The following is a 25,005-nucleotide window of genomic DNA, read 5'->3' on the forward strand; positions in this document are numbered from 1 at the left end:
TCGGGTCGAATTGGGGTATAGACTAAATAAAAACAAAGGAACTCCTCCCATGCCGAATATTCTTCCGACCCAAGCCGTTCCCGATTTCTCCGTCCCGCTGATCGGCGGTGGCACGTTTGAACTGAGCGAGCAGCTTGGCGATAATTTTACGCTGCTGGTCTTTTACCGTGGCGTTCACTGCCCGATCTGCAAAATGCAGTTGCGCGAATTGCAGCGCAAGCTCGGTGATTTTGAAAAGCGCGGTATCAATGTCGTCGCGATCAGCATGGACAGCCAGGAACGTGCCCGCAAATCGTCCGACGAATGGGATATCAAGGACGTGACGCTCGGCTATGGTCTCAGCGAAGAACAGGCCCGCGCTTTTGACCTCTATATCTCGTCCGGTCGACCCGACAGCGAGGAACCTGAGGTTTTCTCCGAACCCGCCTTGCTGCTGGTCAAGCCGGACCAGAGCCTGTATTTTGCGAGTATCCAGAGCATGCCGTTCACCCGGCCTCCGCTCGACGAGCTTCTCAAGGGCATCGACTATGCGCTGGAAAATGATTATCCGGCGCGCGGAGAGCTGGCGCAATCGCGCTAGCTGAGACGATCAATCTCTTCCTTGGTCAATGATCCGGGAACAACCATCACCGGGCAGGGCAGCGTCCCTGCTTCGGTGTTGGCAAAATGGCTGACCAGTGGTCCCGGCGCGCCGTGCGCGGCCGCTCCTAGTACCAGCGCGGCGAGGCCATCGACCTCTCCCATCATCTCGCGGACGACTTTCGGGCCCTTGCCTTGCTTCACTGTAATCGAAGGCCGGATACCGGTCTCGTCAAACAAGGTACCGGCGGCGCCGGACACCAGAGCCTCGGCTCGGTTTTTCGCCTCTTCCTCAAGCGTGGCCTGAACCCCGCCCCAGGCAACGAAACCCTCGCTTTCGACCAGCGCCAGGATGTGCAGCGCGCTGTTCGTCTTCATCGCCCGTCGGGAAGCAAAGCGGAGCGCTACGCTCGCCTCGTCGGTCTCGTCGATCACTACCAGATACGTGCGCATGAACCCTCCTCACCCTGTCAGAAACACCTGTTGCGATAAAAACGCATACAAGGCAAGCTACGGCCCTTGACGATATTGCTTCAATGTTGGACAGATCGACCTGATAACAGGACTTCCCCAGGAAAGATAACCGGCCATGCCCATCAATCTCCAAATGCCAGCCCTATCGCCGACCATGGAAGAGGGGACGCTCGCAAAATGGCTGGTGAAAGAGGGGGACAGCGTTTCATCCGGTGATTTGCTGGCGGAAATCGAAACCGACAAGGCGACGATGGAATTTGAAGCGATCGACGAAGGCGTGGTTGCCAGGATCGTGGTTGCCGAGGGCACGGAAAATGTGAAGGTCGGCGACGTCATTGCGATCATCGCCGAAGAAGGCGAAGATGCAGGTGACGTCGAAGCCGTTCCGGCTCCGGCAGAAAAGACAGCCGCGCCCGCCGCGAAAGAGGAAGCACCTGCACCGAAAGCGACACCGGCTCCGACAGCCGCTCCTGCAGCCAAGACATCGTCGAACGGAAATGACGAGCGTCTGAAAGTCAGCCCGCTAGCGCGGCGTCTGGCCGACCAGAAAGGCGTCGACCTGAACGCGCTGTCCGGATCCGGACCCGGTGGCCGGATCATCAAGGCCGATATCGACGCGGCGGACGGCGGCGCTGCTCCGGTCAAAAGCGAAGCGGCTGCAACCGCACCCACCGCAACAGCAGCGCCGGCAAGCGATTTCGATATTCCGCACAGCAGCGAAAAACTCTCCAGCATGCGCAAGACCATCGCGCGCCGCCTTACCGAGGCCAAACAGACGATCCCGCATATCTATCTGACCGTGGATATCCAGCTCGACAAGCTGCTCAAATTGCGCAGCGAGCTCAACGCGACACTGGCATCGCGCGACATAAAATTGTCGGTCAATGATCTGCTGATCAAGGCGCTGGCGGTGTCGTTGATGCAGGTGCCGAAATGCAATGTCTCGATCGAAGGCGATCAACTGAAAACATTTGAACGCGCCGATATTTCGGTTGCGGTCAGCATCGAAGGCGGTCTGATCACCCCGATCATAAAGAGCGCCGACAGCAAGTCGCTCAGCGCCATCTCGACCGAGATGAAGGACCTCGCCGATCGCGCCAAGGACGGCAAGCTCAAGATGCATGAATATCAGGGCGGTACCGCGAGCATTTCCAACATGGGCATGTTCGGGATCAAGAATTTCGACGCGGTGATCAACCCGCCGCAAGCGATGATCATGGCAATCGGTGCCGGAGAGAAACGCCCGCATGTGATTGACGACAGTCTGCAGATCGCCACGATCATGAGCGCCACTGGCAGCTTCGACCATCGCGCGATTGACGGCGCGGACGGCGCGCAGTTGATGAAAGTGTTCAAGGAACTTTGTGAAAATCCGCTGGGGATGCTCGCTTGAGCGAACTGGCCAATAAAGTGCCCGCCATTCGCACCATCGTCATGCCGGCTGACGGCAATCCTTACGGGGTGGCATTTGGTGGCTGGCTGATGGCACAGATGGCGCAGGCCGGCGGCGCGCTCGCGGCGCAGCACAGCAAGCACCAGTCGGTGGTTGTCGGCGCAAATGATGTCCGTTTCGGGCATCCGGTCGAAATTGGTGACGAATTGTCGGTCTACGCCGAATTCTCCAAGATCGGCCGTAGCTCGATGACCGTTCAGGTCGAAGCATTCCGGCGGGACCGGCATGGGGATGAAATGACGAGGGCGGCGTCGGGCGTCTACACATTTGTCGCTGTTAATAGCGATGGCAAGCCCGTGCAGGTCCCCGCACTGGACTAGAGATTATCGAAAAGGAACAACATGGCAAACGGATATGACCTCATCGTTCTCGGTTCCGGCCCCGGCGGCTATGTAGCCGCGATCCGCGCCGCGCAGCTCGGCCTCAAGACCGCTATCGTGGAGCGTGAAAATCTCGGCGGCATCTGTCTGAACTGGGGTTGCATACCGACCAAGGCCTTGCTCCGCTCGGCGGAAGTGTTCCACAATATGAAACATGCGGCGGACTATGGTCTTGCCGCAGAGAAGATCAGCGCCGATCTCGACGCCATCGTCAAGCGTTCGCGCGGAGTCGCCAAGCAGCTCAATCAGGGCGTCACCGGGCTGATGAAGAAGAACAAGATCGACGTCCATATGGGCGACGGCAGATTGACCGCGAAGGACAAGATTGTCGTGACCGGCGAGAGCGGCGAGACCGAACTCACCGCCAAGAATATCATCATCGCCACCGGTGCCCGCGCGCGGGATCTGCCTTTTGCCAAGGCCGACGGCAAGCGCATCTGGACCTATCGCCACGCGATGACGCCAAGCGAAACGCCGACCAAGTTGCTGGTCATTGGTTCTGGCGCGATCGGCATCGAGTTTGCCAGCTTCTATAATGATATCGGGGTCGATGTGACGGTCGTCGAAATGCTCGACCGCATCGTGCCTGTCGAAGACGAGGAAATCTCGAAATTCCTCGAAAAGTCTCTGAAGAAGCAGGGCATGACCATCATGACCGGTGCGGGCGTAAAAAGCATTGATGCCAGCGCCAAAGGCGTCAAGGCGGAGATAGAGGACAGCAAGGGCAAGAAGCAAAGCCATGACTTCAGTCATGTCATCGTCGCCGTCGGTATCATGCCCAATCTCGAGGATATCGGTCTCGAAAAACTTGGCGTCACTCCCGATGAACGTTCTCATATCAAGACCGATGATCACTGCCGGACCAATGTCGATGGCATCTACGCGATCGGTGACTGTACCGCTGGTCCGTGGCTGGCGCACAAGGCGAGCCACGAAGGCGTCATTGCTGCAGAAACCATCGCCGCCAGCCTGGGCAAGGACGCCCACCCGCACACGATGGACGTCAACAATATCCCCGGCTGCACCTATTGCCACCCCCAGATCGCCAGTGTCGGTCTGACCGAAGCGAGAGCGAAGGAAGCAGGCCATGACGTCAAGACCGGCAAGTTTCCCTTCATCGGCAATGGCAAGGCTATTGCGCTGGGCGAAACCGAGGGTTTCATCAAGACGGTGTTTGACGCCAAGACGGGCGAATTGCTCGGCGCGCACATGATCGGCGCGGAAGTAACCGAACTGATCCAGGGCTATACGATCGGCAAGACGCTGGAAACGACCGAAGCGGAGCTGATGAACACGGTCTTCCCGCATCCGACGCTGAGCGAGATGATGCACGAAAGCGTGCTCGATGCCTATGGCCGCGTTTTGCATATGTGACTCCTTCTCCCGTGAGGGAGAAGGATAGCTAGCCTTGCTGAGGAACGAAGCTAGGCGCAGTTGGATGAGGGTGTCCTAACCCCTGAAGCGCAGCACACCCTCACCCAGTTCCGGCTAGGCAACAAGTTGCCAAGCCTGCACATCCCTCTCCCTCACGGGAGAGGAAAGTTCATGATCGCCGAAATGATCCTAATGCTTCGGCAGGACGCAAATCACTTTCCTACACGCCCCGGTTTGCGCTAGCCTTCGGGTCATGAACCACAATGTTTCGGGACCAGCTATACCTGCAAAAAGGCCTTTCCCCGCAGCAAGTTGTTTCTTTTCTTTAACACTGTAAAGTTGGTAAAGTTCACCAGGCGGTTTCGCTAAATCACAAGGTTAGATAAAATGGCCAAAGGCACGCACGACTTCACCGCCGATCCGCGCAACTCAAATATTCTGATCAATGTCAACGGCGTGATGACGCCACGGGCCGAGGCGGTGGTTTCGGTTTTCGACAGCGGTTTCATGCTCGGCGACGGGGTCTGGGAAGGCCTGCGCGTTCACAAGGGCAAGATCGCTTTTCTCGACGCCCATCTCGACCGGCTGTTTGAAGGATCAAAGGCAATCGCGATGGATATCGGGATCACGCGCGACGCATTGGTGGCACGCCTCAATGACACCATTGCTGCCAATGCCATGTTCGATCAGGAAGGCGTGCATATCCGGCTGATGGTGACCCGCGGCATCCGCTCGACGCCCTATCAGGACCCGCGCGTGGTGATCTCTCCGGCGACGATCGTGATCATTCCCGAATATAAGGAAGCTTTGCCGAGCACGGTCGAGAACGGCATCCGCCTGTTCACCGTCCATGTCCGGCGCGGTGATCCGGCAGTACAGGACCAGAAGCTGAATTCGCACAGCAAGCTCAACTGCATCACCGCCTGTATCCAGGCGACCCAGGCCGGTGCAGACGAGGCCTTGATGCTCGACCCGCAGGGCTTTGTCGCGACCTGCAACAGCACCCATTTCTTCATCGTCCGCAAGGGCGAGGTCTGGACCTCGAGCGGCGACTATTGCCTCGGCGGGATTACCCGCGCCAATGTCATCCGGATCTGCCGGGAGAATGACATTCCGGTGTTCGAGAAAAACTTCTCGCTCACCGACGTCTATGGCGCGGACGAGGCCTTCGTTACCGGGACCTTCGCCGGTGTGGTGCCCGCTACCGAGGTGGATGGCCGGATATTGACCGAGGGCAGGGGGCCGATGGTCGAACGGCTGCAAGGTCTTTACAAGGGACTGATTGAGCATGATGTTGCGGCCTGACGCCACGCCTATTTGTACAACGCAAATCTTTGGCGACCGCAGGTCATTTCCATTAATTCCTCGCACGAAGACACAAAGGCACGAAGAATGATATTAGAGCGGCAGCATCATTGTGTCTTCGTGGCTTCGTGCGCGCCCAAAATAGCATTGAATAAATGCGCTTCGCGGCGAGTTGGGAGGCTCTGGTGATCCAATCATGACCATCCGCATCGCCATGTGGTCCGGCCCACGCAATATCTCGACCGCGATGATGCGCAGCTTTGGGGGGCGCAGCGATTGTGCAGTCAGCGACGAGCCCTTTTACGGCGCCTTCCTGAAAACCACCGGTCAGCGGCAACCGATGGCCGATGACGTCATTGCGTCAATGGATTGCGACTGGCAGTCTGTCGCCGCTGCGATGCAAGGCCCGGCTCCCGGCAGCAAGCCGCTCTGGTACCAGAAACATATGCCGCACCATATGGCCGCCGATATCAGCATTGCCGACTTCCCCGACCATCGCCATGCTTTCCTGATCCGCGATCCGCAGCGCGTTGTTGCAAGCTATGCCGCAAAGCGGGTCGAGGTCACCGCCGATGATCTTGGCTATGCGCGGCAGCTTGAATATGTCGACCGGACGGCCCAGCATACCGGCCAGCCACCGGTCGTGCTGGATAGCGCCGATATATTGCGCGATCCCGAGGCCCATTTGCGGGCGCTGTGCGCGGCGCTTGATATTCCGTGGGATGCGGGGATGCTCTCGTGGGAGTCCGGGCCGCGTGAAAGTGACGGAGTGTGGGCGTCCCACTGGTATGGCCGCGTGCTCGAAACGACGGGCTTCGGGGCCGGCGAGGACGAAGCGCCGAGACTGGCGAAAAGCGAGCAGGCAATCGCGGACCAGTGCCGCGATGCCTACACGCAACTTTCGGAATTGCGGATCAGGCTATAGCGCGATCAGCCCAGCGGGTTGGCGTGCTTCCCGATCCGTTCGAACAGGGTGCCGTCGAGAACCATGTACAGGATCGCGAGCCCGGCAAACCACAATATGTCGTTTTGCGCGACCATCCAGACGATCGAAGGCATGAAATTCTGCACGCCGCCAAGGAATGTCGCGGCCAGCAGCAACAGCGCTTCATAAGCGGCAAAGGCTGCGACAAAGGCGAGGCCCAGCGTAACGAAGCTGCGGTCGGAGCGCATATCCAGCACCGTCTTCGCAACGAACAAGGTGGCCATCGCGGTCGCGCCCATGGCGAGGCCGTGGCCGAAGCTGTTGGCGGTCTGCGGATAGCCGAGGATCAGATAGCCAACCAGCTGATTGGCAAACCAGACCGCACCCATCCAGACCGCTGCCTTGCGGAACGGCAATGTCGCCGCCAGCAAGGTCGCGATCGCGGCAAAAGGAAATATGCAGGCCAATGCCAGGCTGCCCAGAACCGACGAAGATGCCAGCACGCCGGCCCAGATATTCTGGACGGACGAAGAAGATTGACGGAGTTGCATGTGATCATATTCCCTTTTGCTAATGGATATCAGAAACGCGCGCGCGCTCCAACATAAGCCGAACGCCCCGGAGAGCCAAAATCAGTGGCTGTTTCATAGGTGACATCAAACAGATTGTCGATACGTCCAAAGACTTCAAACGCGTCGGTGACGGGGATGCTCGCCCGTGCTCCGGCCAATATGTAGCCGTCGATGCGGCGGCTGTTGGCCAAGTCGTCGAAACTGTCGCCGACCATCTGCATGTCCGCCCCCAGCTTCAGGCCGAATGCGGTCTGGTAGCTGGCGTCGAGATAGAGGCTGCTGGCCGGACGGCGGGCGAGCTCGTTGCCGAAATTGGCACCGGTCGACCGGTTCGCAGTGTCGAGCCAGGTGTAATTGGCATCAATCCTCAACCGTTCGACCGGAGCGATCGACAGGATCGCCTCAACACCCTTGGTCCGATTGCGTTCGATGTTAAGGGTCGTACCGAAAGGACGGCTGCCGTTGGTGCAGACTTCCGGAGCCGGATCGGGCGCTACCGGACAGGCGGCGAAGGCGATCTGGTTATCTGTGTCGCGCTGGAACAGGGTTACCGACAGCTGAACAGCCTTGGCGATAAACGATTGTTCAATGCCGATCTCGTAGGATTTGGCGGTTTCCGGCAACAGGTCAGGCGTGCCAAAGCCGAAAGGACGGTCATCAAGATCGATCAGCGAGGGCGCTCGGAAACCCTCGGCATAGCTCGCCCGGATCGTCGGCCCATCCTCGCCAGCGCGATAAACGATATTTCCCGCGAGGCTGGTATTGCCGCCAAAATCCTCGTGATCATCGTGCCGGACCCCGGCGGTCAGCGCCAGCCCGTCGAGCGGTTTGAACACGGTCTGGAAGAAGACGGAATCGATGCCGGTCGAGTCGGTCACGCCGCTATTTTCATAGCGGCTGTCCTCCGTTTCGGCGCCGAAAACAAACCGCAACTGTTCGATCACTGCGAAGTCGCCGCGATATTCGAACCGCTCCGTCCGTCCTCTCGGCAGCGAAGTGAAGAAGGGGTTGATGATATCGCGGTTGATATCGGAAATGCTGAAAGCAAAGCGGTTCTGGAAGCGGCCGTCAAATGCCCGCGCCTCAATCGCGGCATTGCCGTAGATTTCCTTTGCCAGCGAAAACTGGCTGTCGTCGGAACTGAAGGGCGGGAAAACGCTGTCATTGTCGATCCGGCTGTCCGCATAATAGCCGCTTGCTTCAAAACGGATCGCGTCGGTTAGGTCGACCTCGACCTGTCCGGAAGCGGAATATTGGCGATAGCCGTCCGTTTCGGTGCCGCCGGAAAAAGCGCTGATGCCGTCGGTGCTGGCATAGCCGCCGCCGATGCTCAGGCCGACCGGCCCGATCTTGCCGGAGGCGTTGCTGACCAGCCGGACCGTATCATGGGCACCATATTCGCCCTGGGCAAACAGGGCGAGATCTTCGGTCGGGCGTTTCGTGGTGATATTGACCACGCCGCCGACGGCCTGGCTGCCCCAGGTAACGCCGCTGGCACCGCGCAGCACTTCCACGCGTTCTATGTTTCCGGCGAGCAGATTGCCGAAATCAAATGCGCCGTCGGGAGAGGACGGGTCATTGACCCTGATGCCGTTGATCAACACCAGCGTCTGGTCGCTTTCCGCCCCCCGGATGCGGACCGAGGCTTGCGACCCCAATCCTCCGCTCTGGGTCACGCTGACCCCGGGAAGTTCCTGCAGGATGTCGGCTATCGAGATGATCTGCTGGTCGATTATGTCTGCTGTATCGATCACCGATATGGCGGTGCCGGTATCGCGGATATCCTGCTCGATGCCGGTCGCGGTGACAACGATCTCGGGATTGTCGGCGGCCAGTGCAGGCGCTGCAAAGCAATAAGCGGAAGACGCCAGAAGTGTGGCGAGGGTTCGGATTTTATACATTGGGATTCCCTTTTGTTAACGACATCAATTGCCGTTACGCAGGGGAAAACCCCGTTCACCCGACACACCCCGTCCGGCTGAAGAACGACGATACAGGGCAGGTCTCCTGACTTGCGGATCGCTGCTGAACATGCCGCCTTCCCAGATCCGGGGATCCAGTGGCATTTGGCATATCAGCTAGCCGCTTACAGTTGCGGGGTCAGTACCGGATTTGGAACGGGCGCAAACCCTTTCCTCACCGATTTCCCTTTGAATTCTCGATTAAGAGAAACCCGATATCTGCCGCCCCATTCTCTCAAAACGGTTTCGGTTGCAAGCCCTAATATTTTGCCGGGCGAGTCGGCTGCTGTCGCAGGCCTTGCGCTGCAATACCGCGACCGTTCATATCCAGGTTCGCTACTATCATCCTGATAAGTAACGGTATTTTCTGCATCGAGAGATGTTGAATCTGCTTCGCTCACAAAATCCCGATATGCTATAAGCGATGCTCAATCGAGGAACGATCATCATGATTACATTTTTGACTATTGCCTTTCTCAGCACCGCATCGGCAGCCACATTCGCCGATGCCGAAAGCGCGCGTATTGCATATTCCAATTGTCTGGTGGATTTTACGTCCGTCAATCTGGATGAAAAAACCAGCACCAGCGCATTCAAAAAAGCAGCCACGACGGCCTGCGCCGATGAGCGGAACAATATGATCGCGGCGATCAAGAAAGACGAGATCAGCTATAATAGTCCGGAAAGTGAAGCGGCGCAGTTTGCCACCGAAGAAGCCGACAACGTGTTATTTGCCTATACCGACGGATATGCCGGCTATGCGAGCAGCAATACAAGACCCGTCAAGGAGCAGTAAGCGTACCGGTCGCCCCGAGCAGGCTAACCCGGCTAGAACTGCAGTCCGACCTGAACATTGATCTTGGGCGACCGGTCTCCGCTTTCAAAGCGGTCGGTGTTCACTGGTGCCGCGGCCTCGACGCCCAGGTCGATTCTGCCGATCTGGGATCGCAGGCCGCCGCCTGCCGACGCTAGCGTGCCGCCACCAAAGCCGGAACCGATGTTGGAAACATAGCCGCCATCGACAAAGGCGTAGAGCTGGAACCAGTCGAGCCAACCGGTGATGTCGTCAAATTCCTTGCGCACTTCGGCAAGTCCCAGAGCGCCCTCATCGCCGAAGCGTTCGCTGAAATCATATCCCTTGCCAAAATATGGCCCGCCGATCGAAATTTCATTGGGAGAGAGTAGCGGTCGCGAGGCGATTTGCGCATTGCCGGCCAGTCTCATGCCAAAGCCGTCGCCCATGTTGAGGATCGAGTTGATCCAGAAATTTGCCTTGGTAAATTCGCCGCTGCCATCATTGCGGGAGTTTAGCGAATCGCCGCTTCTATTCGCTCCCAATATGCCCAGACCCCGGGTAACCCCGACCCCGCCATAGATGCGACCGATACCGACATTATAATTGCCCGAGAAATTCAGCGAGGCAGTGGCGATCTGCTCGTCTTGAAACAATAGCCCATCGCGGGATTGCTTGACATCCAGATAGGCCAGTTCCGCATTGAGCCAGAGATTGAAATCATTGCTGCGCTTCAAGGCGTGACTGGAAAAGACGGAAGCATAGCGATTGCGACCGGTATAATTGAAACTGGAAAGATTGCCGCCCGACCGGGTGCGGCCCGCAGCACCAGAAAAACCGATAACAGTGCCGCCATCGCCCAATGTCATCGCATAGCGGGCGTTGATATAGGTCAGTTCTTTCGGTTGCAAGGCAGTGCTTATCACGTTGGTTGTGAGAACATCGCTGTCCGTCAGCAGGCCCGCCACGTCGAGATTGAGGCGGGCACGGATCGGCCCCAGTGTTTCCGGACCGTGATTGTCCACCCTCAAATGCCCTTTGGCTTTGTCTTCGCGTACCTTCACGATCAGGACACCCTTGCCGTCTTCGCGTTGATATTTTGAATTCAGCACCCTGATTCCCGGCAAGTCGCCGGCTAGCAGCAATTGCCGTTCGACCTCGTGCGACAGCGCAGCCTTGCATTCCAGTTGGTCGAGTATTTTCCTCAACCGGCGATTGTTTGATCCGATGATCCGGACTTCATCGATAGCGCCAGGATCCAGCAGGACCTCGACCACACCTATTTTGACAGATTGAGGCGGAACTTGTGCGCTTGCAAATATATAGCCGCGGTTTCTGGCAGCTTCCGAGACAGCGCTGGCGAGGTCCCTCAGCATGTCCTGGCTGGCAGTCTGGCCGATGAATTTCTCGTAGCTGCTGGCAAGCATGTCTCCGGCGATCTGGCTGCCCGAATTGACGCTGACCGCACCGATGGTGATCGAACGGCTTTCATTGGATTGTTGCAATGACTGGTCCGGCACAGCTTCTGGCTTGGCCAGTGCTATCGGCGCAACCATGTCGTCGCCGGTGGGATCGCCCACGATCCACTCACCCGGATCGCCAACGCTTTCGAAGGGGTTGCCGCTCTGTTGCGCCAGGACAGCGGACGATAGGCAGCCCAGCATGGTGAATAGGGCTAGATTTACTTGGGGACGCACGCAACACTCCTGAACATATTCAACATGTCATTTATCCTGCAATCCTTAGGAATTCCTTAGCAGGAGCCCCCATTAACGGAATATTCAGCGCGCTTTTAAACGATGTTGCGACTTTAAACCGCTATCGGGTGTCTCGTGGGTCAACGAAAACGGTCTCCGCGATGCGAGATCACAAGGGCAAGACAATGAAGAAAACCAAGATAATCCTGACGATAGCCGCATTGATGGCCGGAGGATCTGCTCAAGCAGAAACACCGCAGTGGAAGCTTTCGGAAAGCGCCGGAACTGTTAATGTCCTGCGTTCGGGCGTGTCCAGGATCGCTATCAGCGGTGGCAGTCTGACTGCTGGCGATGTCATCACGACCGGCACGAAAAGCCGTGCGGTATTGGTGCGTGGTCAGGAATATGTTGTCGTTTCTCCCAACAGCCGGCTCAGGATCAGCGCTCCGGAACAAAGCGGCGGCGTGGTTCAGTTTTTTGAAGAGCTCGGCAATGTTCTGTTTCGCATCGACAAGAAGTCCACCCCGCATTTCGGGGTAAAAACACCCTATCTGGCGGCTGTGGTCAAGGGCACCACTTTCAGCGTGACGGTTACGGAGTCCGGAACGGCGGTGCAGGTTACCGAAGGTGCAGTGCAGGTCTCGACTCTTGACGGCGGCGCGACGCAGCTTCTGTCTCCGGGCATGATCGGAATGGTCGACCAGAGTCAGCAATTTCGACTGACCATCGCGGGAACGGAATCGCGCACCATAGATTCGCCCAATGCGCCGGCAGGCAGCACCGACACGCCGGAACCGGTCGAAGATGCCGCCCTGGTAGAGATCGCAAACAGCAGTTTTGAAGGAACAATCACGGCACCCGTGTTGGAAGCTCCGGTGTCACTCAGCGATCTGACCGGTGGACTGGTTTCCAACGGTGCAGCCCCGTCAGCACCAGCACCCGCGCGATTTGCGTCACTTCAGCTGTCGTTGCCGGGAGCGGTCAGCGGCAATAGCCCGGTTGACAATGGCAATCCAGGCGCTGTTGGCAGAGGAAATTCTTTAGGAGATGCCGGAAGCGATAACGCTGGCGGAAACAGCGACAACGCCAATGCTGACGCGGGCGGAAAGCCGGACGGTGTTGGCAATGGTAACAACGGCGAAAATAACAACGCTGGCGGCAATAGCAATAATGGCGATGATGATGCCGGACCAAATTATGGCGGGGATCAACCCGACGGGACATGCAACGGTGTTCCGAATTGCAGAAGCGGCCCCAATCCAAATGGCAACGGAGACGGCAACGACAACGGCAATGATGGTAACGGAAACGGCAATAGCGGGAACGGAAACGGTGGCGGTGGCGGAAACGATGATGGCGATGACGGCGATGATGATGACGCCGGCAATGGCAACAACGGCGACGGTAACGGAAACGGAAACGGTGGCGGAGATGATGATGGCGATGATGGCGAAAATGATGACGCCGGCAACGGTATTATCGGCTATGGGAATGGCGACGGAAGCGGCATCAGCGAAAACAGCAATGGTGCCGGGAACAACAATGCCAATGGTGCCGGAGCCAATAAGAGCGGCAGTTCCAATATCGTCAGCGAGATCATAGAAGGTCTGAATCAGGGCTTGTTTCCCAAGCCCTGATTCAACGTGACTGGTAGCGTTAACGCAAAATAGAGTGGTCTTCGGTTAGATGTTCTCCAGATATTCCTTGGGGCCATAATTGAAGACCATTTTTTCCTCTTTCGACGCAGATCCGTTCTTCCAGTTCCTGGCAGCGTGGACATTGGCGCTGCTCGCTGCTCTGGTGCTGAGTTCCGCTGGTGTCGGCAATGAAGTCGAGCGCCAGCTTACCAACCTGCGTGCCAGTTTGCTGGAAAAACCGGCGTCCGGAGACGTCGTAATCGTCGAGATTGACGCCAGGTCGCTGCAAGCCGTCGACAACTGGCCGTGGCCGCGCGCTCATTATGCGAAAGCAATCGACGTCCTGACCGCAGCCGGCGCAAGCCAGATCGCGTTTGATGTCGATTTTTCATCCCGGTCGACCGAGATGCAGGATCAGATACTGGCCGAAGCAATTGCGCGATCTGATGCGACGGTCATTCTGCCGACGATGCGGCAGCAGGCTTCGACTGTACAATCGGAATTTGTCGAAAGCCTGCCGATCGAGATGCTCCGCGAAAATGCATTTCTGGCATCGGTCAACGTCCATCCGGACGAGCTCGGACAATTGAACGACTATAGTTTCGGGACCACCACCGCGGGCATCGCTCGTCCCTCGCTGGCCAGCATGATCGCCGAGGTATCTGGCGATATAGATCATAGCTTTGCGATCGATCAATCGATCGATCCGAATACAATTCCGCGGCTGAGTTTTGGCGATCTGGTCAGTGGAAATGGCCAACCGATCAATCTCGCTGGCAAGGCGGCTTTGATTGGCGCGACAGCGATCGAACTGGGCGACCGTTATCCGATCAGCCGTCATGGTATCCTTCCGGGGGTTGTCATCCAGGCGATGGCTAGCGAGACCCTGATCCAGGGGACCAATCTGCAAAATCTGGGAAGCTTGCCCACCCTGATGCTGGCGGCAATAGTGTTGCTAGGGGGCATCCTCATCCGGAAGATATCATCGGCGGGAATGATCCGTCTGGCGTTGGGAACCGCCGTCATATTCTCCGGGCTGTTACTTCTGACCGAATATCTCAATCTCGTTACCTTTGGGAATGTTCAGGTCATGCTTTTCCTCGCGTCCTACATTCTGTTCCAGAAGTTCCTGACGACTACCAGGGCGTTGAATACCAGCCGCTACATAAACGTGACGAGCAATCTGCCCAATGAAACGGCCTTGCTGAAGACGGTCGGCGGCAGGGATTTTGGCTTTATCGCAACTGCACGTATTTCGGATTTCCGGGAATTGCTGGTCGTGACCAGCAAGGAATCGCGTCGCGACCTGTTCCGGAATCTTGCGAGCCGGTTCGGCTTTCTCGCGCAGGACGAGCAGATATTCCATCTCGATTCCGATCTGCTCGCCTGGATTGTTAAGAGCGATTATCGCAACGATATTGTGGGCCATTTCGATACCGCCTCCGTGCTTCTGCAAGCTCCGGTGATGGCGGAGCAAACCAGGGTCAAGATTGCGGCGACGTTCGGGATCAGCAGCGAATCCGTCGACAAGGCACGGATTGCTTCTGAACAGGCCTTTGCCGCCGGCCAGAAATGGGCGTGGCACAATGAAGAGGTCGATCAGGCGATCGGCCAGAAACATAACCTGCTGATGGAACTGGATCGGTCGATCGAGGACGGCAAGCTGGTCGTGGTCTATCAACCCAAATGGGACCTGTCGGCGCAAGCTCTGGACGGTGCCGAGGCGCTGGTCCGCTGGAGCCATCCCGATCGTGGCCTGATCAGCCCGGAAATATTCATTCCCTTGCTCGAACAGGCTGGCCGCATCGACCAGCTGACCTATCTGGTGTTGCGACGGGCCCTCAATGACCTGGGCGCCTGGGACAAACGACGCCCGGGATTGACCTGCTCGGTCAACATTTCGGCGAAACTGTTGAGCGACAGCAGCTTTGTCGACCAGGCTATTGCGATGGTCAAAGCCGCTGCTGTTTCGAATGGGCAAGTTGTATTTGAGGTCACGGAAACGGCGACCTTGGCTGATCCCGATGCATCACTATTGGCGCTGAGACAGATCCGGAAAGCCGGTATCGGAATATCCATCGACGATTATGGGACAGGCCAGTCGACGATAAGCTATCTGCAACGTCTTCCGATCGGCGAGATAAAATTGGACAAGAGCTTTGTGCAGTCAATGGTCACCGACAAATCCAATCAGGTGATCGTGAAGTCTACCATCGCCATGGCTCATGAACTGGGACTGAAAATCGTTGCCGAAGGGATCGAGGATCAGCAAACGATGGACTTGCTGATGCAATATGGCTGCGACATTGGTCAGGGCTGGCATATCTCCAAGCCGGTCTCTTCGGAAATCTTCACGGCTGTCTGGCTCGATAGCGTTGCTGAAGAACAAAGATTGTCGGCATAGTTCGAGGCAGGAACACACGCTTCACCGATCTAACCATATCCGTCCCGGCCAAGCTATTGGGGCAGGGCAAATGCGAGGATATGGTCACCCAGCTTTGAACCGATGCGCGCATGTCCGCCGGCAGCAATCACAACATATTGGCGGCCTTTCCAGACGTAGCTCATGGGCGTTGCCTGGCCGCCAGCGGGCAACCGGCCCTTCCACAGCTCTTTGCCAGTATCGACATCGATCGCCCGTAAATAGTCATCCATCGCCGCGCCGATGAATATCAGCCCCCCAGCGGTGATCATCGGCCCGCCGAAACTCGGGGTTCCAAGCTTCAGCGCCAGTCCGCCCGGTGCCAGATCTTCGGTCGTGCCCAGTGTCTGTCGCCAGACAATCCGACCGCTGTCGAGATCGACACCAGCGAGTACGCCCCACGGCGGCGCGGAGCAGGGCAGGCCGAGAGGCGAAAGGAGCGTTGCTCTGGTCATCGCATAAGGCGCGCCTTCCATTGGTGCGAATTCGTCGTCGTCGCTTATCGCGTCGACTTGCTCACGCTCGTTCGTATCGCGATGCATCGTCATATGGGACGCGAGATTGTTCATGTTGATCACCATAAGATTGCGGCGCGGGTCATAGGCCGCGCTGCCCCAATTTGCCCCGCCGCCGGTAAACGGCAGCGACAGGGTTCCGGCTATGGTTGGCGGCGTAAACAGACCCTCTCCGCGCAATTTCTCCAGTTTTGATTTGCAGGCCAACTTGTCCCACAAGGTCACCCCAAAGGCATCGCCAAGGTCGAGCCGGTCCGGAACGACCGGCGGCGTCCTGACCGGAAAGGGCTGGGTAGGGGACAGCCGTTCACCTGCAACGCCGCCTTGCGGCACCGGCCTTTCCTCTATTGGCAAAAAGGGTTTGCCAGTGTCGCGGTCGAGCACGAACACCAATCCGGTCTTGGTGACCTGTGCGACAACATCATGGGCCTCGCCATCACGCCAGACCTGATAGAGCCCGGGCTGGGCAGGGAGATCATAGTCCCAGACATCGTGATGGACCGTTTGAAAATGCCATGCCACCGTGCCGTTCTCGCCGTCGAGCGCCACGACGCTATTGGCGTAGAGATTATCGCCGGGCCTGTTGCCCCCATAATAATCGGGACTGGGGCTCGAGGTCGGCAGGATGACGAGGCCGCGCTCCTTGTCGACCGCGATGCTGCTCCAGACGTTGCCGTGCCCTGCGCGTATGGTCGGTGATCCGCTCAGAGGATCGAAAATCCATTTTGTCTCACCGGTCCGCGCGTCAAAAGCGAAAACCGTTCCTCTCGGTGCATCGGTGCGCAGATTGTCGCCGATCGACGTCCCGGTCACCACGATATCGCCGACGATCGCCGGTGCCGACGTGACCTGAAATTCGCCCGGCCAGCGCAGCGAGATCGATGGCCGGATGCGTTTGGTTCCGCCTTCGCCGAAATCCTCGCAGAGCTTGCCGCTTCGGGCGTCGAGCGCGATCATCCGCGCATCGATTGTCGCGGTAAACAGCCGCGAGGCGCATTTCGCGCCCGGTGGTGCCGCGCTGTCCTGCCAGTAGGAAACACCGCGGCAAGTATATTGATTGGCGGGTCGGCTGTCGGTTGGCACTTCCGGATCAAAACGCCATTTTTCGGCCCCGGTGCCCGGATCAAGCGCGATGACCTGATTGAACTGGGTGCAATAGATCAGCAGCCCCTCAACCAGTATCGGGGTGGACTGCAGGGCCGTGCGGGAAAGCGCCTTTTTACCAAGGCCGTTCAATGCCCCGCTTTGATGGACCCACGCGATCTCGAGACGGGCGACATTATCCTTGTCGATATTGCGGGCGGCCACATAGCGATTGCCGCCGCTGTCGCCGCCATAGGCTTGCCAATCCGTGCCGAGACCACCGCTGTCCGGACGGACGATTTGAGCCCGGCCGTCGATCGTCAGATCATCGGCGATACCAAGCACCGACCAGATGGCCGAGCCGCCAAGAAAACTGGCCGCCAGAAACAGGCCTAGCATCAGCAAGGTAGCGCGAACGGGCGAGATGTTCATGGCGGGAGTGTAACGAAATCATGCCGATTGGGAAGAGAGCATGTGCAGAGCGCGCCGTGCGATCCGCTAATTGAAGGTGATGAAGTCTCTGATCTCTGCCGAATTGGGGCCAAGGGTGATCGGGTTGCGCACGCCAGGGAGTACGCAGACATCGAACAATTCGGTGATCGGACCGTCGAGGCGCAGCCAATGGGCGACATCGCCCGTCTGCAAATTGAGTATCTGGACGCCGCACCACGCATCGGCATCTTTTTCCTTCAGCCTGTCGTCGAGAGTCAGCCCGTCAAACCGTTTATTGCGTGGCTTGGACAATGTCGTGACCGCATGGTTGCCGTGGAAGGCCAGACCGCGCAGGAAGCCTGGAAAGAATGCCACCGGTTGAAAGCTTTTGTCTTCCGGGTCAATCCAGCCCAGTTCGCCGCTGCCTGAATTGAGGATCCATAATTTCCCGTCGAACCAGCGCGGGCTGTGCGGCATGGAGAGGCCTTCGGCCATTATCTCGTTTGTATCGATGTCGATAATCACACCGCCATCGTGGCGACGGTCGCGCCAGCCATCGATAACATCGCTGCGGCAGACGGCGGAGACATATTTCGGTTCGCCGTCGACCATCGCCAGACCGTTGAGATGGCAGCGGTCTTCGGGCGCCAGCTTGGAGATGAACTCCGGTTTCCAGACCGGTTTGAAACTGTGCTTGATGTCGGGCTCGCACAAACAGCTGTAGCGCGTGTTGATATAGACCAGGCGCCCGTTCTTGCGGATGCCCAGTTCGTGAATGTCGATATTGCCGGTTGTCTGCATATTGCGCGGGACATAGACCTTGTCGTGGACATTATTGGCCGTCTGGCCCGGTGCCAGCACATTTTCCATTCGCACCACCTGCGTCAGCGTCCCCAGATAGATGCGCTCGCTGTCGCCTGCCACACCCATTGCCTGCGGATATTGCGCTTCGTGCAGGGCGAGCTTTCCGTCTGCGCCGGAACCTATCAGATATAGTCTGCCGGTCTGATAGGATGTGAAGCCCAGCGAGATATTACCGGCTGCCAGAAACCCGGCAAGGCCGGCGGAAAAATCGATGTCCGTCTTGGCCCCGTCGGCGTCAGCAGGAGGAGAAGCCTCGGGGGGCTTGTTGCTGTTTTCCGGTTCTGCCATCTCGGCCTGCTTTATCCCAACCTCAGCGGGGCAACAAGCTTTCTCCCATAAGCTCCAGATCGACCGCACGGGCGCACTGGCGCCCCTCGCGGATAGCCCACACGACAAGGCTCTGGCCGCGACGCATGTCACCGCAGGCGAAGATACCGCTCTTGCTGGTTGCGTAGCTGCTCACATTGGCCGCGACATTGCCGCGCGCGTCGAGTTCGACTTCCGATTGATCGATCAATCCCATCTTGCGCGGTCCTACGAAGCCCATGGCCAAGAGTATAAGGTCGGCCTTGATGGTGAATTCGCTTCCCGCAATTTCCTGCATCTGGCCATCGAGCCATTCGAGGCGGACACATTCGAGACCTTCGACCTCGCCGTTGGTGCCGACGACCCGTTTTGCCATGATCGACCAGTCGCGTTCGCAGCCCTCCAGATGGCTGGACGAAGTGCGCAGCTTCAAAGGCCAATCGGGCCAGGAGAAAGTCTTGTCTTCCATTTTCGGCGGCTTGGGCATGATTTCTATCTGGGTTACCGATGCGGCGCCCTGGCGATTGGATGTGCCTACACAGTCCGAGCCGGTATCACCGCCGCCAATGACGATGACATGCTTGCCTTCGGCGGTAATCGATCCGCGCGGAGCTGCCCGCATTTCGTCGTCGCCCGCGTTGCGCTTGTTCTGCTGGGTCAGAAATTCCATTGCCGTGCGGACGCCGGACATTTCATAGCCGGGTATGTCGAGTGCGCGCGGCTTTTCCGCGCCGCCTGACATCACCACTGCATCATAATTGTCGCGCAATGACTGGACCGAAACGGTCACGCCGACTTCGGCGCTGGTGCGCAATTCCACGCCTTCCGCTTCCATCTGGACGAGTCGGCGGTTGATCAGATGCTTTTCCATCTTGAAATCGGGAATGCCGTAGCGCAGCAGTCCGCCCATACGGTCATTTTTCTCGAATAATGTGACGTTGTGGCCGGCGCGAGCCAATTGCTGGGCGCAGGCCATGCCCGCAGGACCGGAACCGACGACCGCGACAGATTTCCCGGTCTTATGGTCGGCGATCTGGGGGCTGATCCAGCCTTCTTCCCATCCGCGATCGACGATCGCGCATTCGATCGACTTGATGTTCACCGGCGCGTCGTCGATGTTCAGCGTGCAGGCGGCCTCGCAAGGAGCGGGGCAGATACGACCGGTGAATTCGGGGAAATTGTTGGTCGAGTGCAGCGTTTCGAGAGCCGTCTTCCAGTCACCTTCGTAGACCAGATTATTCCAGTCGGGGATGATGTTATTCACCGGGCAGCCGTTATGGCAATAAGGGATGCCGCAATCCATGCAGCGGGCAGCCTGACCCTTGATTTCAGATTCCGGCAATGGAATCGTGAATTCCTTGTAATGTTTCAGCCGTTCCTTTGGATCGGCATAGGTCGCTTCTTTGCGATCAATCTCGAGAAAGCCTGTTACTTTACCCACGGTCTACTCCAATATCTTCAATTATTCTGCAGCAACGATCGCGTCGAGACGCTCGGCTTCAAGTTGTTTCAGCGCACCGGCATAATCACTCGGCATGACTTTTACGAAACGGCCAAGGGCTTCTTCCCAATTTTCGAGAATTTCGCTCGCCCGTTTGCTGCCGGTGTAAAGCTTGTGCCGTTCCAGCAAGATCCGCAGTCGCGCGGCGTCGTGATACAGCATGTCACCCATGCCATAATCGTTGACATCAACCGGAAGCTGCTGGGGCGGCGTGGTGCCTTCGCCATCATCGGCGTCCGCATCAATCGGCTCGATGCCGACCATCGCCATATTGCAGCGTTTGCGGAACAGGCCGTCCTCGTCATAGACATAAGCCACACCACCGGACATGCCGGCCGCGAAATTCCGCCCGGTCTTGCCGAGCACGACAACAACCCCGCCGGTCATATATTCACAGCCATGATCGCCTGTGCCTTCTACGACGGTGACCGCGCCCGAATTGCGGACAGCGAAACGTTCTCCTGCGACCCCGTTGAAATAGGCTTCCCCGGCGACCGCGCCATAGAGCACGGTATTGCCGACGATGATATTTTCGGTCGGATTGCGATCGACATGGGTCGGCTGCTTGACGATGACACGTCCACCGGAAAGGCCCTTGCCGACATAGTCATTGGCATCGCCGACCAGTTCGGCGGTGATACCATGCGCCAGAAACGCACCGAAGCTTTGCCCGGCCACGCCTTCGAACGCCATCTGGATCGTATTGTTCGGCAGTCCCGCATGGCCGTAGCGCTTGGCAACTTCCCCCGAAAGCATCGCGCCGACGGTGCGGTTGACGTTTTTCACCTTGCGCTCGATCTTCACGGTCTGCCCGTTTTCCAGAGCCGGTGTGGCAGCCGCGATCAGATCCTTGTCCAGCGCGGCGTCAAGGCCGTGGTCCTGGGTGATGGTCTGATGAAGCGGTTCCCCTTCGGCCAGTGGAACCTGATGCAGCAGACGGGAAAGGTCGACACCTTCAGCTTTCCAGTGGTCGAGCGCCTTGCGCATATCGATCTTGTCGACTCGTCCAACCATTTCCTCGATCGTGCGGAAGCCCATTTCGGCCATGATCTGGCGCAGCTCTTCGGCGACGAAGAAGAAATAGTTGATCACATATTCCGGCTGTCCTGTGAACTTCTTGCGCAGTTCCGGATTCTGGGTCGCCACGCCGACGGGGCAGGTGTTGAGGTGACATTTGCGCATCATGATGCAACCGGCGGCGATCAGCGGTGCCGTAGCAAAACCGAATTCGTCGGCGCCCAGTAGCGCGCCAATGGCGACATCGCGCCCGGTACGCAGACCGCCATCAACCTGTACCGATATTCTCGAACGCAATCCGTTGAGCAGCAAGGTCTGCTGCGTCTCGGCCAGACCGATTTCCCAAGGTGAGCCGGCGTGGGTCAGCGAGGTCAGGGGCGAAGCGCCTGTGCCACCGTCATAACCGGAAATGGTCAGATGATCGGCGCGTGCCTTGGACACGCCTGCGGCAACCGTGCCGACGCCGACTTCGGAAACCAGTTTTACCGAAATCCGCGCGCCTGTGTTCACATTTTTCAGGTCATGGATGAGCTGTGCCAGATCCTCGATCGAATAGATGTCATGATGCGGCGGCGGCGAAATCAGGCCGACGCCGGGGGTCGAGTGACGAACCTTGCCGATATTCTTGTCGACCTTGCTGCCGGGCAGCTGCCCGCCTTCGCCAGGCTTGGCACCCTGCGCCATCTTGATCTGGATATCGTCGGCATTGACGAGATATTCGGCGGTTACGCCGAAACGGCCACTGGCGACCTGCTTGATCGCCGAGCGCATGCTGTCGCCATTGACCATCGGCAGGAAGCGGTCCGGTTCTTCGCCGCCTTCGCCGGTATTGGACTTGCCGCCAATCCGGTTCATGGCGATGGCCAGCGTCGTATGCGCTTCCCGGCTGATAGAGCCGAAGCTCATCGCACCGGTGGCGAAACGCTTCACGATTTCGGATGCGGGCTCTACTTCACTGATGTCGAGCGGTTCACCAGACTTGGTCAGATCCATCAACCCGCGAATGGTCAGCAGTCGTTCGCTCTGTTCATTGACCGATTTTGCAAATTCCGCATAATTTTTCGGATCATTGCCGCGCACCGCATGCTGCAGATTTGCGACATTGGCAGGTGTCCAGGCATGTTCTTCGCCGCGAAGCCGGAAGCCATAGATACCCCCGACATCGAGCATATTCTTGTAGATCGGATTGTCGCCATAGGCCTCGGTATGCCGGAACACGGTCTCTCCGGCGACTTCCGCCAGACCAACGCCCTCGATCATGGTCGCGGTACCGGTGAAATATTTTTCTATAAACGCGCTGGACAGGCCAACCGCATCGAAAATCTGCGCGCCGCAATAACTCTGGTAGGTCGAGATGCCCATTTTGGACATGACTTTCAAAATACCCTTGCCGATGGCCTTGATATAATTCTGCTCGACCTGTTGCGTGGTCAGCGGCAGTTCGCGGCGAACGCGAATTTCCTCAAGCGTTTCGAACGCCAGATAGGGATTGACCGCTTCTGCGCCATAGCCGGCCAAAACGCAAAAATGATGGACTTCGCGGGCTTCACCGGTTTCGACGACGAGACCGGTCTGCATTCTCAGGCCCTGACGGACCAGGTGATGATGAACGGCTGCCGTAGCGAGCAGGGCCGGCATGGCGATCCGGTCCGGTCCCTTGGCGCGATCGGACAGGATCAGAATATTGCGGTCGGCCAGCACGGCTTCGGTTGCCGCCCAGCACATTTCCTTAAGCGCCATTTCCAGACCGTCTGCGCCAGTCTCGGCGTCCCAGGTGATGTCGATCGTCTCGGTCCGGAAGGCACCGTCGAGCGCTTCTTCGACCGAGCGAATCTTGAGCAAATCCGCGTTGGTCAGCACAGGTTGGTCGACCTCGAGCCGCTTGTGCGTACCGGCATCATGACCCAGCAGATTGGGTCGCGGACCGATCATCGAAACCAGCGACATGACCAGTTCCTCGCGGATCGGGTCGATCGGCGGGTTGGTTACCTGGGCAAAATTCTGCTTGAAATAATCATATAGCAGGCGCGGCTTGCCTGACAGGACAGCTATCGGCGTGTCGGTGCCCATTGAGCCAATCGGATCAATCCCGTCACTCGCCATCGGTTCGAGGAATTTTGTGATATCTTCCTGGGTGAAGCCGAACGCCTGCTGGCGGTCGAGCAGCGCCGCCGGACTGTCTTGCCCGTTGGCTTTCGGTGCATCGACATCGTCCAGATCATCAAGATCAAGATCTTTCAGATTATATTGCGTCGATTCCAGCCATTTCGCATAGGGTTTGGCCTTGGCGAGATCGGCCTTGATCTCTTCATCCTCGATGATCCGGCCCTGCTCCATATCGATGAGCAGCATCTTTCCGGGCTGCAACCGCCATTTACGGACGATATTGTCCTCCTTGACGGGAAGTACGCCGGATTCCGAGGCCATGATGACATGACCGTCGTCGGTGACGCAGAAACGCGCCGGACGCAGGCCGTTGCGGTCCAGCGTTGCGCCGACTTGAACTCCATCGGTAAAGGCGACAGCCGCAGGGCCGTCCCATGGTTCCATCAAGGCGGCGTGATATTCGTAAAATGCCTTGCGGTCGGCATCCATCATCGGATCACCGGCCCAGGCTTCCGGGATCAGCATCATGACCGCGTGGGGCAGGGAGTATCCGCCTGCAACCAGCAGTTCGAGAGCGTTGTCGAGGCATGCCGTGTCGGATTGGCCGTGCGGGATCAATGGCCACATCTTGTCGAGATCGGCGCCCAGCAGGTCGGATTCCATGGTCCTGCGGCGGGCATTCATCCAGTTGACATTGCCGCGCACCGTGTTGATCTCGCCATTATGCGCGATGAACCGATAAGGGTGCGCCAGTTTCCACGACGGGAAGGTGTTGGTCGAAAAACGCTGGTGAACCATCGCGACGGCTGACGTGGTCAGCGGATCATTCAGGTCCTTGTAGAAGGAACCGACCTGATCAGCGAGCAACAGCCCCTTGTAGACAATCGTCTTGGTCGAGAAAGACGGCATATAGAATTCGGAGAGGCCCGGCATCCCGTTTTTCTCGGCGAGGCCATCCAGCGGGTTGTGCACCTGTTTGCGGATAGCGAGGATCTTGCGCTCGAACGCATCCTGATCGGCAATCGAATCGCCTTTGCCGACAATGGCCTGACGAATCAGTGGCATTTGTTCGAGCACGGCCTTGCCGATGCCGACGGTATCGATCGGCACGTCTCTCCAGCCGACCATGACCTGGCCTTCTTTGGCGATGAACCGTTCGAAATGCGCTGTCGCAAATTCCGCCTCGGCCGGGTCGGACGGAAGGAAGCACATCGCGACGGCATAGTCACCCGACGGGGGCAGGGCGAGACCTTGTGAATCGGTCCAGTTCCGCAGAAGTGCGTCGGGAATCTGCAATAATATTCCGGCGCCGTCACCCAGGAGCGGATCGGCACCAACAGCGCCGCGGTGGTCGATATTAACCAGAATTTCCAGACCACGTTTGACCGTGAGATGCGATTTGTCGCCCTTGATATTTGCAACAAAGCCGACGCCGCACGCGTCATGCTCGTTGTTTGAATCATACAGGCCTTGCCGTGGCGGGAAGCTCATTTTCCGTCCTTATTTTTCGATAATATTTTTGTAATTAAAATGCTCCTAGATGGAATTTTGCGTATTTTGAAGATAAGTTTTGCTGGATATGGAAAAGAAATATTGCGCTCGCCGCGCG

Annotated in this window: 17 protein-coding genes and 1 riboswitch; of the genes, 9 read left to right on the forward strand and 8 right to left on the reverse strand. The window is 57.9% G+C overall.

Annotated elements, in window-relative coordinates:
• Positions 1–49: 49 nt before the first annotated feature.
• Positions 50–580, forward strand: coding sequence for a peroxiredoxin-like family protein (locus HUO14_RS08005; protein ID WP_176279322.1), 531 nt, complete (start codon positions 50–52; stop codon positions 578–580).
• On the opposite strand, the gene HUO14_RS08010 is transcribed toward HUO14_RS08005, so the two are convergent.
• Positions 577–1,032, reverse strand: a complete 456-nt coding sequence (locus tag HUO14_RS08010; protein WP_176279323.1) for a universal stress protein — start codon at positions 1,030–1,032, stop codon at positions 577–579. The genes HUO14_RS08005 and HUO14_RS08010 overlap by 4 nt on opposite strands.
• A 136-nt stretch (positions 1,033–1,168) precedes the next feature.
• Between HUO14_RS08010 and HUO14_RS08015 the strand changes: the two genes are divergently transcribed.
• From HUO14_RS08015 to HUO14_RS08035, 5 genes are all read left to right on the forward strand, one after another.
• Positions 1,169–2,446 carry a pyruvate dehydrogenase complex dihydrolipoamide acetyltransferase gene (locus HUO14_RS08015; RefSeq protein WP_176279324.1) on the forward strand — a complete coding sequence of 426 codons (1,278 nt, stop codon included), beginning with the start codon at positions 1,169–1,171 and terminating at the stop codon, positions 2,444–2,446.
• The gene (locus HUO14_RS08020; RefSeq protein ID WP_246255361.1) at positions 2,443–2,826 is read left to right on the forward strand and encodes an acyl-CoA thioesterase; all 384 of its coding nucleotides are present in this window, start codon (positions 2,443–2,445) and stop codon (positions 2,824–2,826) included. Before HUO14_RS08015 ends, HUO14_RS08020 begins: the two co-directional genes overlap by 4 nt.
• Before the next feature lie 21 nt (positions 2,827–2,847).
• The gene (gene lpdA / locus HUO14_RS08025; protein ID WP_176279325.1) at positions 2,848–4,260 is read left to right on the forward strand and encodes a dihydrolipoyl dehydrogenase; all 1,413 of its coding nucleotides are present in this window, start codon (positions 2,848–2,850) and stop codon (positions 4,258–4,260) included.
• Between the two features lie 387 nt (positions 4,261–4,647).
• Positions 4,648–5,565: an aminotransferase class IV gene (locus HUO14_RS08030; protein WP_176279326.1), complete on the forward strand. Its 918-nt coding sequence runs from the start codon at positions 4,648–4,650 to the stop codon at positions 5,563–5,565.
• 196 nt (positions 5,566–5,761) lie between these two features.
• Positions 5,762–6,490 (forward strand): sulfotransferase-like domain-containing protein, encoded by a 729-nt coding sequence (locus tag HUO14_RS08035; RefSeq protein WP_176279327.1) that lies wholly within the window; start codon positions 5,762–5,764, stop codon positions 6,488–6,490.
• Between the two features lie 5 nt (positions 6,491–6,495).
• Here HUO14_RS08035 and HUO14_RS08040 read toward each other — a convergent pair whose 3' ends face one another.
• The gene (locus HUO14_RS08040; RefSeq protein ID WP_176279328.1) at positions 6,496–7,041 is read right to left on the reverse strand and encodes a hypothetical protein; all 546 of its coding nucleotides are present in this window, start codon (positions 7,039–7,041) and stop codon (positions 6,496–6,498) included.
• Positions 7,042–7,070: 29 nt separating this feature from the next.
• A complete protein-coding gene (locus HUO14_RS08045; RefSeq protein ID WP_176279329.1) occupies positions 7,071–8,963 on the reverse strand; it encodes a TonB-dependent receptor plug domain-containing protein in 1,893 nt (630 codons plus the stop codon).
• Between the two features lie 79 nt (positions 8,964–9,042).
• Positions 9,043–9,254: riboswitch (cobalamin riboswitch) on the reverse strand.
• A 217-nt stretch (positions 9,255–9,471) separates the two neighbouring features.
• Between HUO14_RS08045 and HUO14_RS08050 the strand changes: the two genes are divergently transcribed.
• A complete protein-coding gene (locus tag HUO14_RS08050; RefSeq protein ID WP_176279330.1) occupies positions 9,472–9,819 on the forward strand; it encodes a hypothetical protein in 348 nt (115 codons plus the stop codon).
• A gap of 32 nt (positions 9,820–9,851) precedes the next feature.
• Here the strand turns inward: HUO14_RS08050 and HUO14_RS08055 are convergent, their stop codons facing one another.
• Positions 9,852–11,513 (reverse strand): ShlB/FhaC/HecB family hemolysin secretion/activation protein, encoded by a 1,662-nt coding sequence (locus HUO14_RS08055; RefSeq protein ID WP_176279331.1) that lies wholly within the window; start codon positions 11,511–11,513, stop codon positions 9,852–9,854.
• Between the two features lie 185 nt (positions 11,514–11,698).
• On the opposite strand from HUO14_RS08055, the gene HUO14_RS08060 reads away from it, so the two are divergent.
• Both HUO14_RS08060 and HUO14_RS08065 read left to right on the forward strand, forming a co-directional pair.
• Positions 11,699–13,150, forward strand: coding sequence for a FecR domain-containing protein (locus tag HUO14_RS08060; protein WP_176279332.1), 1,452 nt, complete (start codon positions 11,699–11,701; stop codon positions 13,148–13,150).
• A 79-nt stretch (positions 13,151–13,229) separates the two neighbouring features.
• Positions 13,230–15,554 carry an EAL domain-containing protein gene (locus HUO14_RS08065; RefSeq protein WP_176279333.1) on the forward strand — a complete coding sequence of 775 codons (2,325 nt, stop codon included), beginning with the start codon at positions 13,230–13,232 and terminating at the stop codon, positions 15,552–15,554.
• Between the two features lie 53 nt (positions 15,555–15,607).
• On the opposite strand, the gene HUO14_RS08070 is transcribed toward HUO14_RS08065, so the two are convergent.
• From HUO14_RS08070 to gltB, 4 genes are all read right to left on the reverse strand, one after another.
• The gene (locus tag HUO14_RS08070; RefSeq protein ID WP_176279334.1) at positions 15,608–17,602 is read right to left on the reverse strand and encodes a pyrroloquinoline quinone-dependent dehydrogenase; all 1,995 of its coding nucleotides are present in this window, start codon (positions 17,600–17,602) and stop codon (positions 15,608–15,610) included.
• 66 nt (positions 17,603–17,668) lie between these two features.
• A complete protein-coding gene (locus tag HUO14_RS08075) occupies positions 17,669–18,754 on the reverse strand; it encodes a TIGR03032 family protein (protein WP_176279335.1) in 1,086 nt (361 codons plus the stop codon).
• A 22-nt stretch (positions 18,755–18,776) separates the two neighbouring features.
• A complete protein-coding gene (locus HUO14_RS08080) occupies positions 18,777–20,213 on the reverse strand; it encodes a glutamate synthase small subunit (protein ID WP_176279336.1) in 1,437 nt (478 codons plus the stop codon).
• A gap of 21 nt (positions 20,214–20,234) precedes the next feature.
• Positions 20,235–24,887 (reverse strand): glutamate synthase large subunit, encoded by a 4,653-nt coding sequence (gene gltB, locus HUO14_RS08085; protein WP_176279337.1) that lies wholly within the window; start codon positions 24,885–24,887, stop codon positions 20,235–20,237.
• Positions 24,888–25,005: the final 118 nt, after the last annotated feature.

It is taken from the genome of Parasphingorhabdus flavimaris (genome assembly GCF_013371215.1).
Taxonomy (GTDB): Bacteria; Pseudomonadota; Alphaproteobacteria; order Sphingomonadales; family Sphingomonadaceae; genus Parasphingorhabdus; species Parasphingorhabdus flavimaris.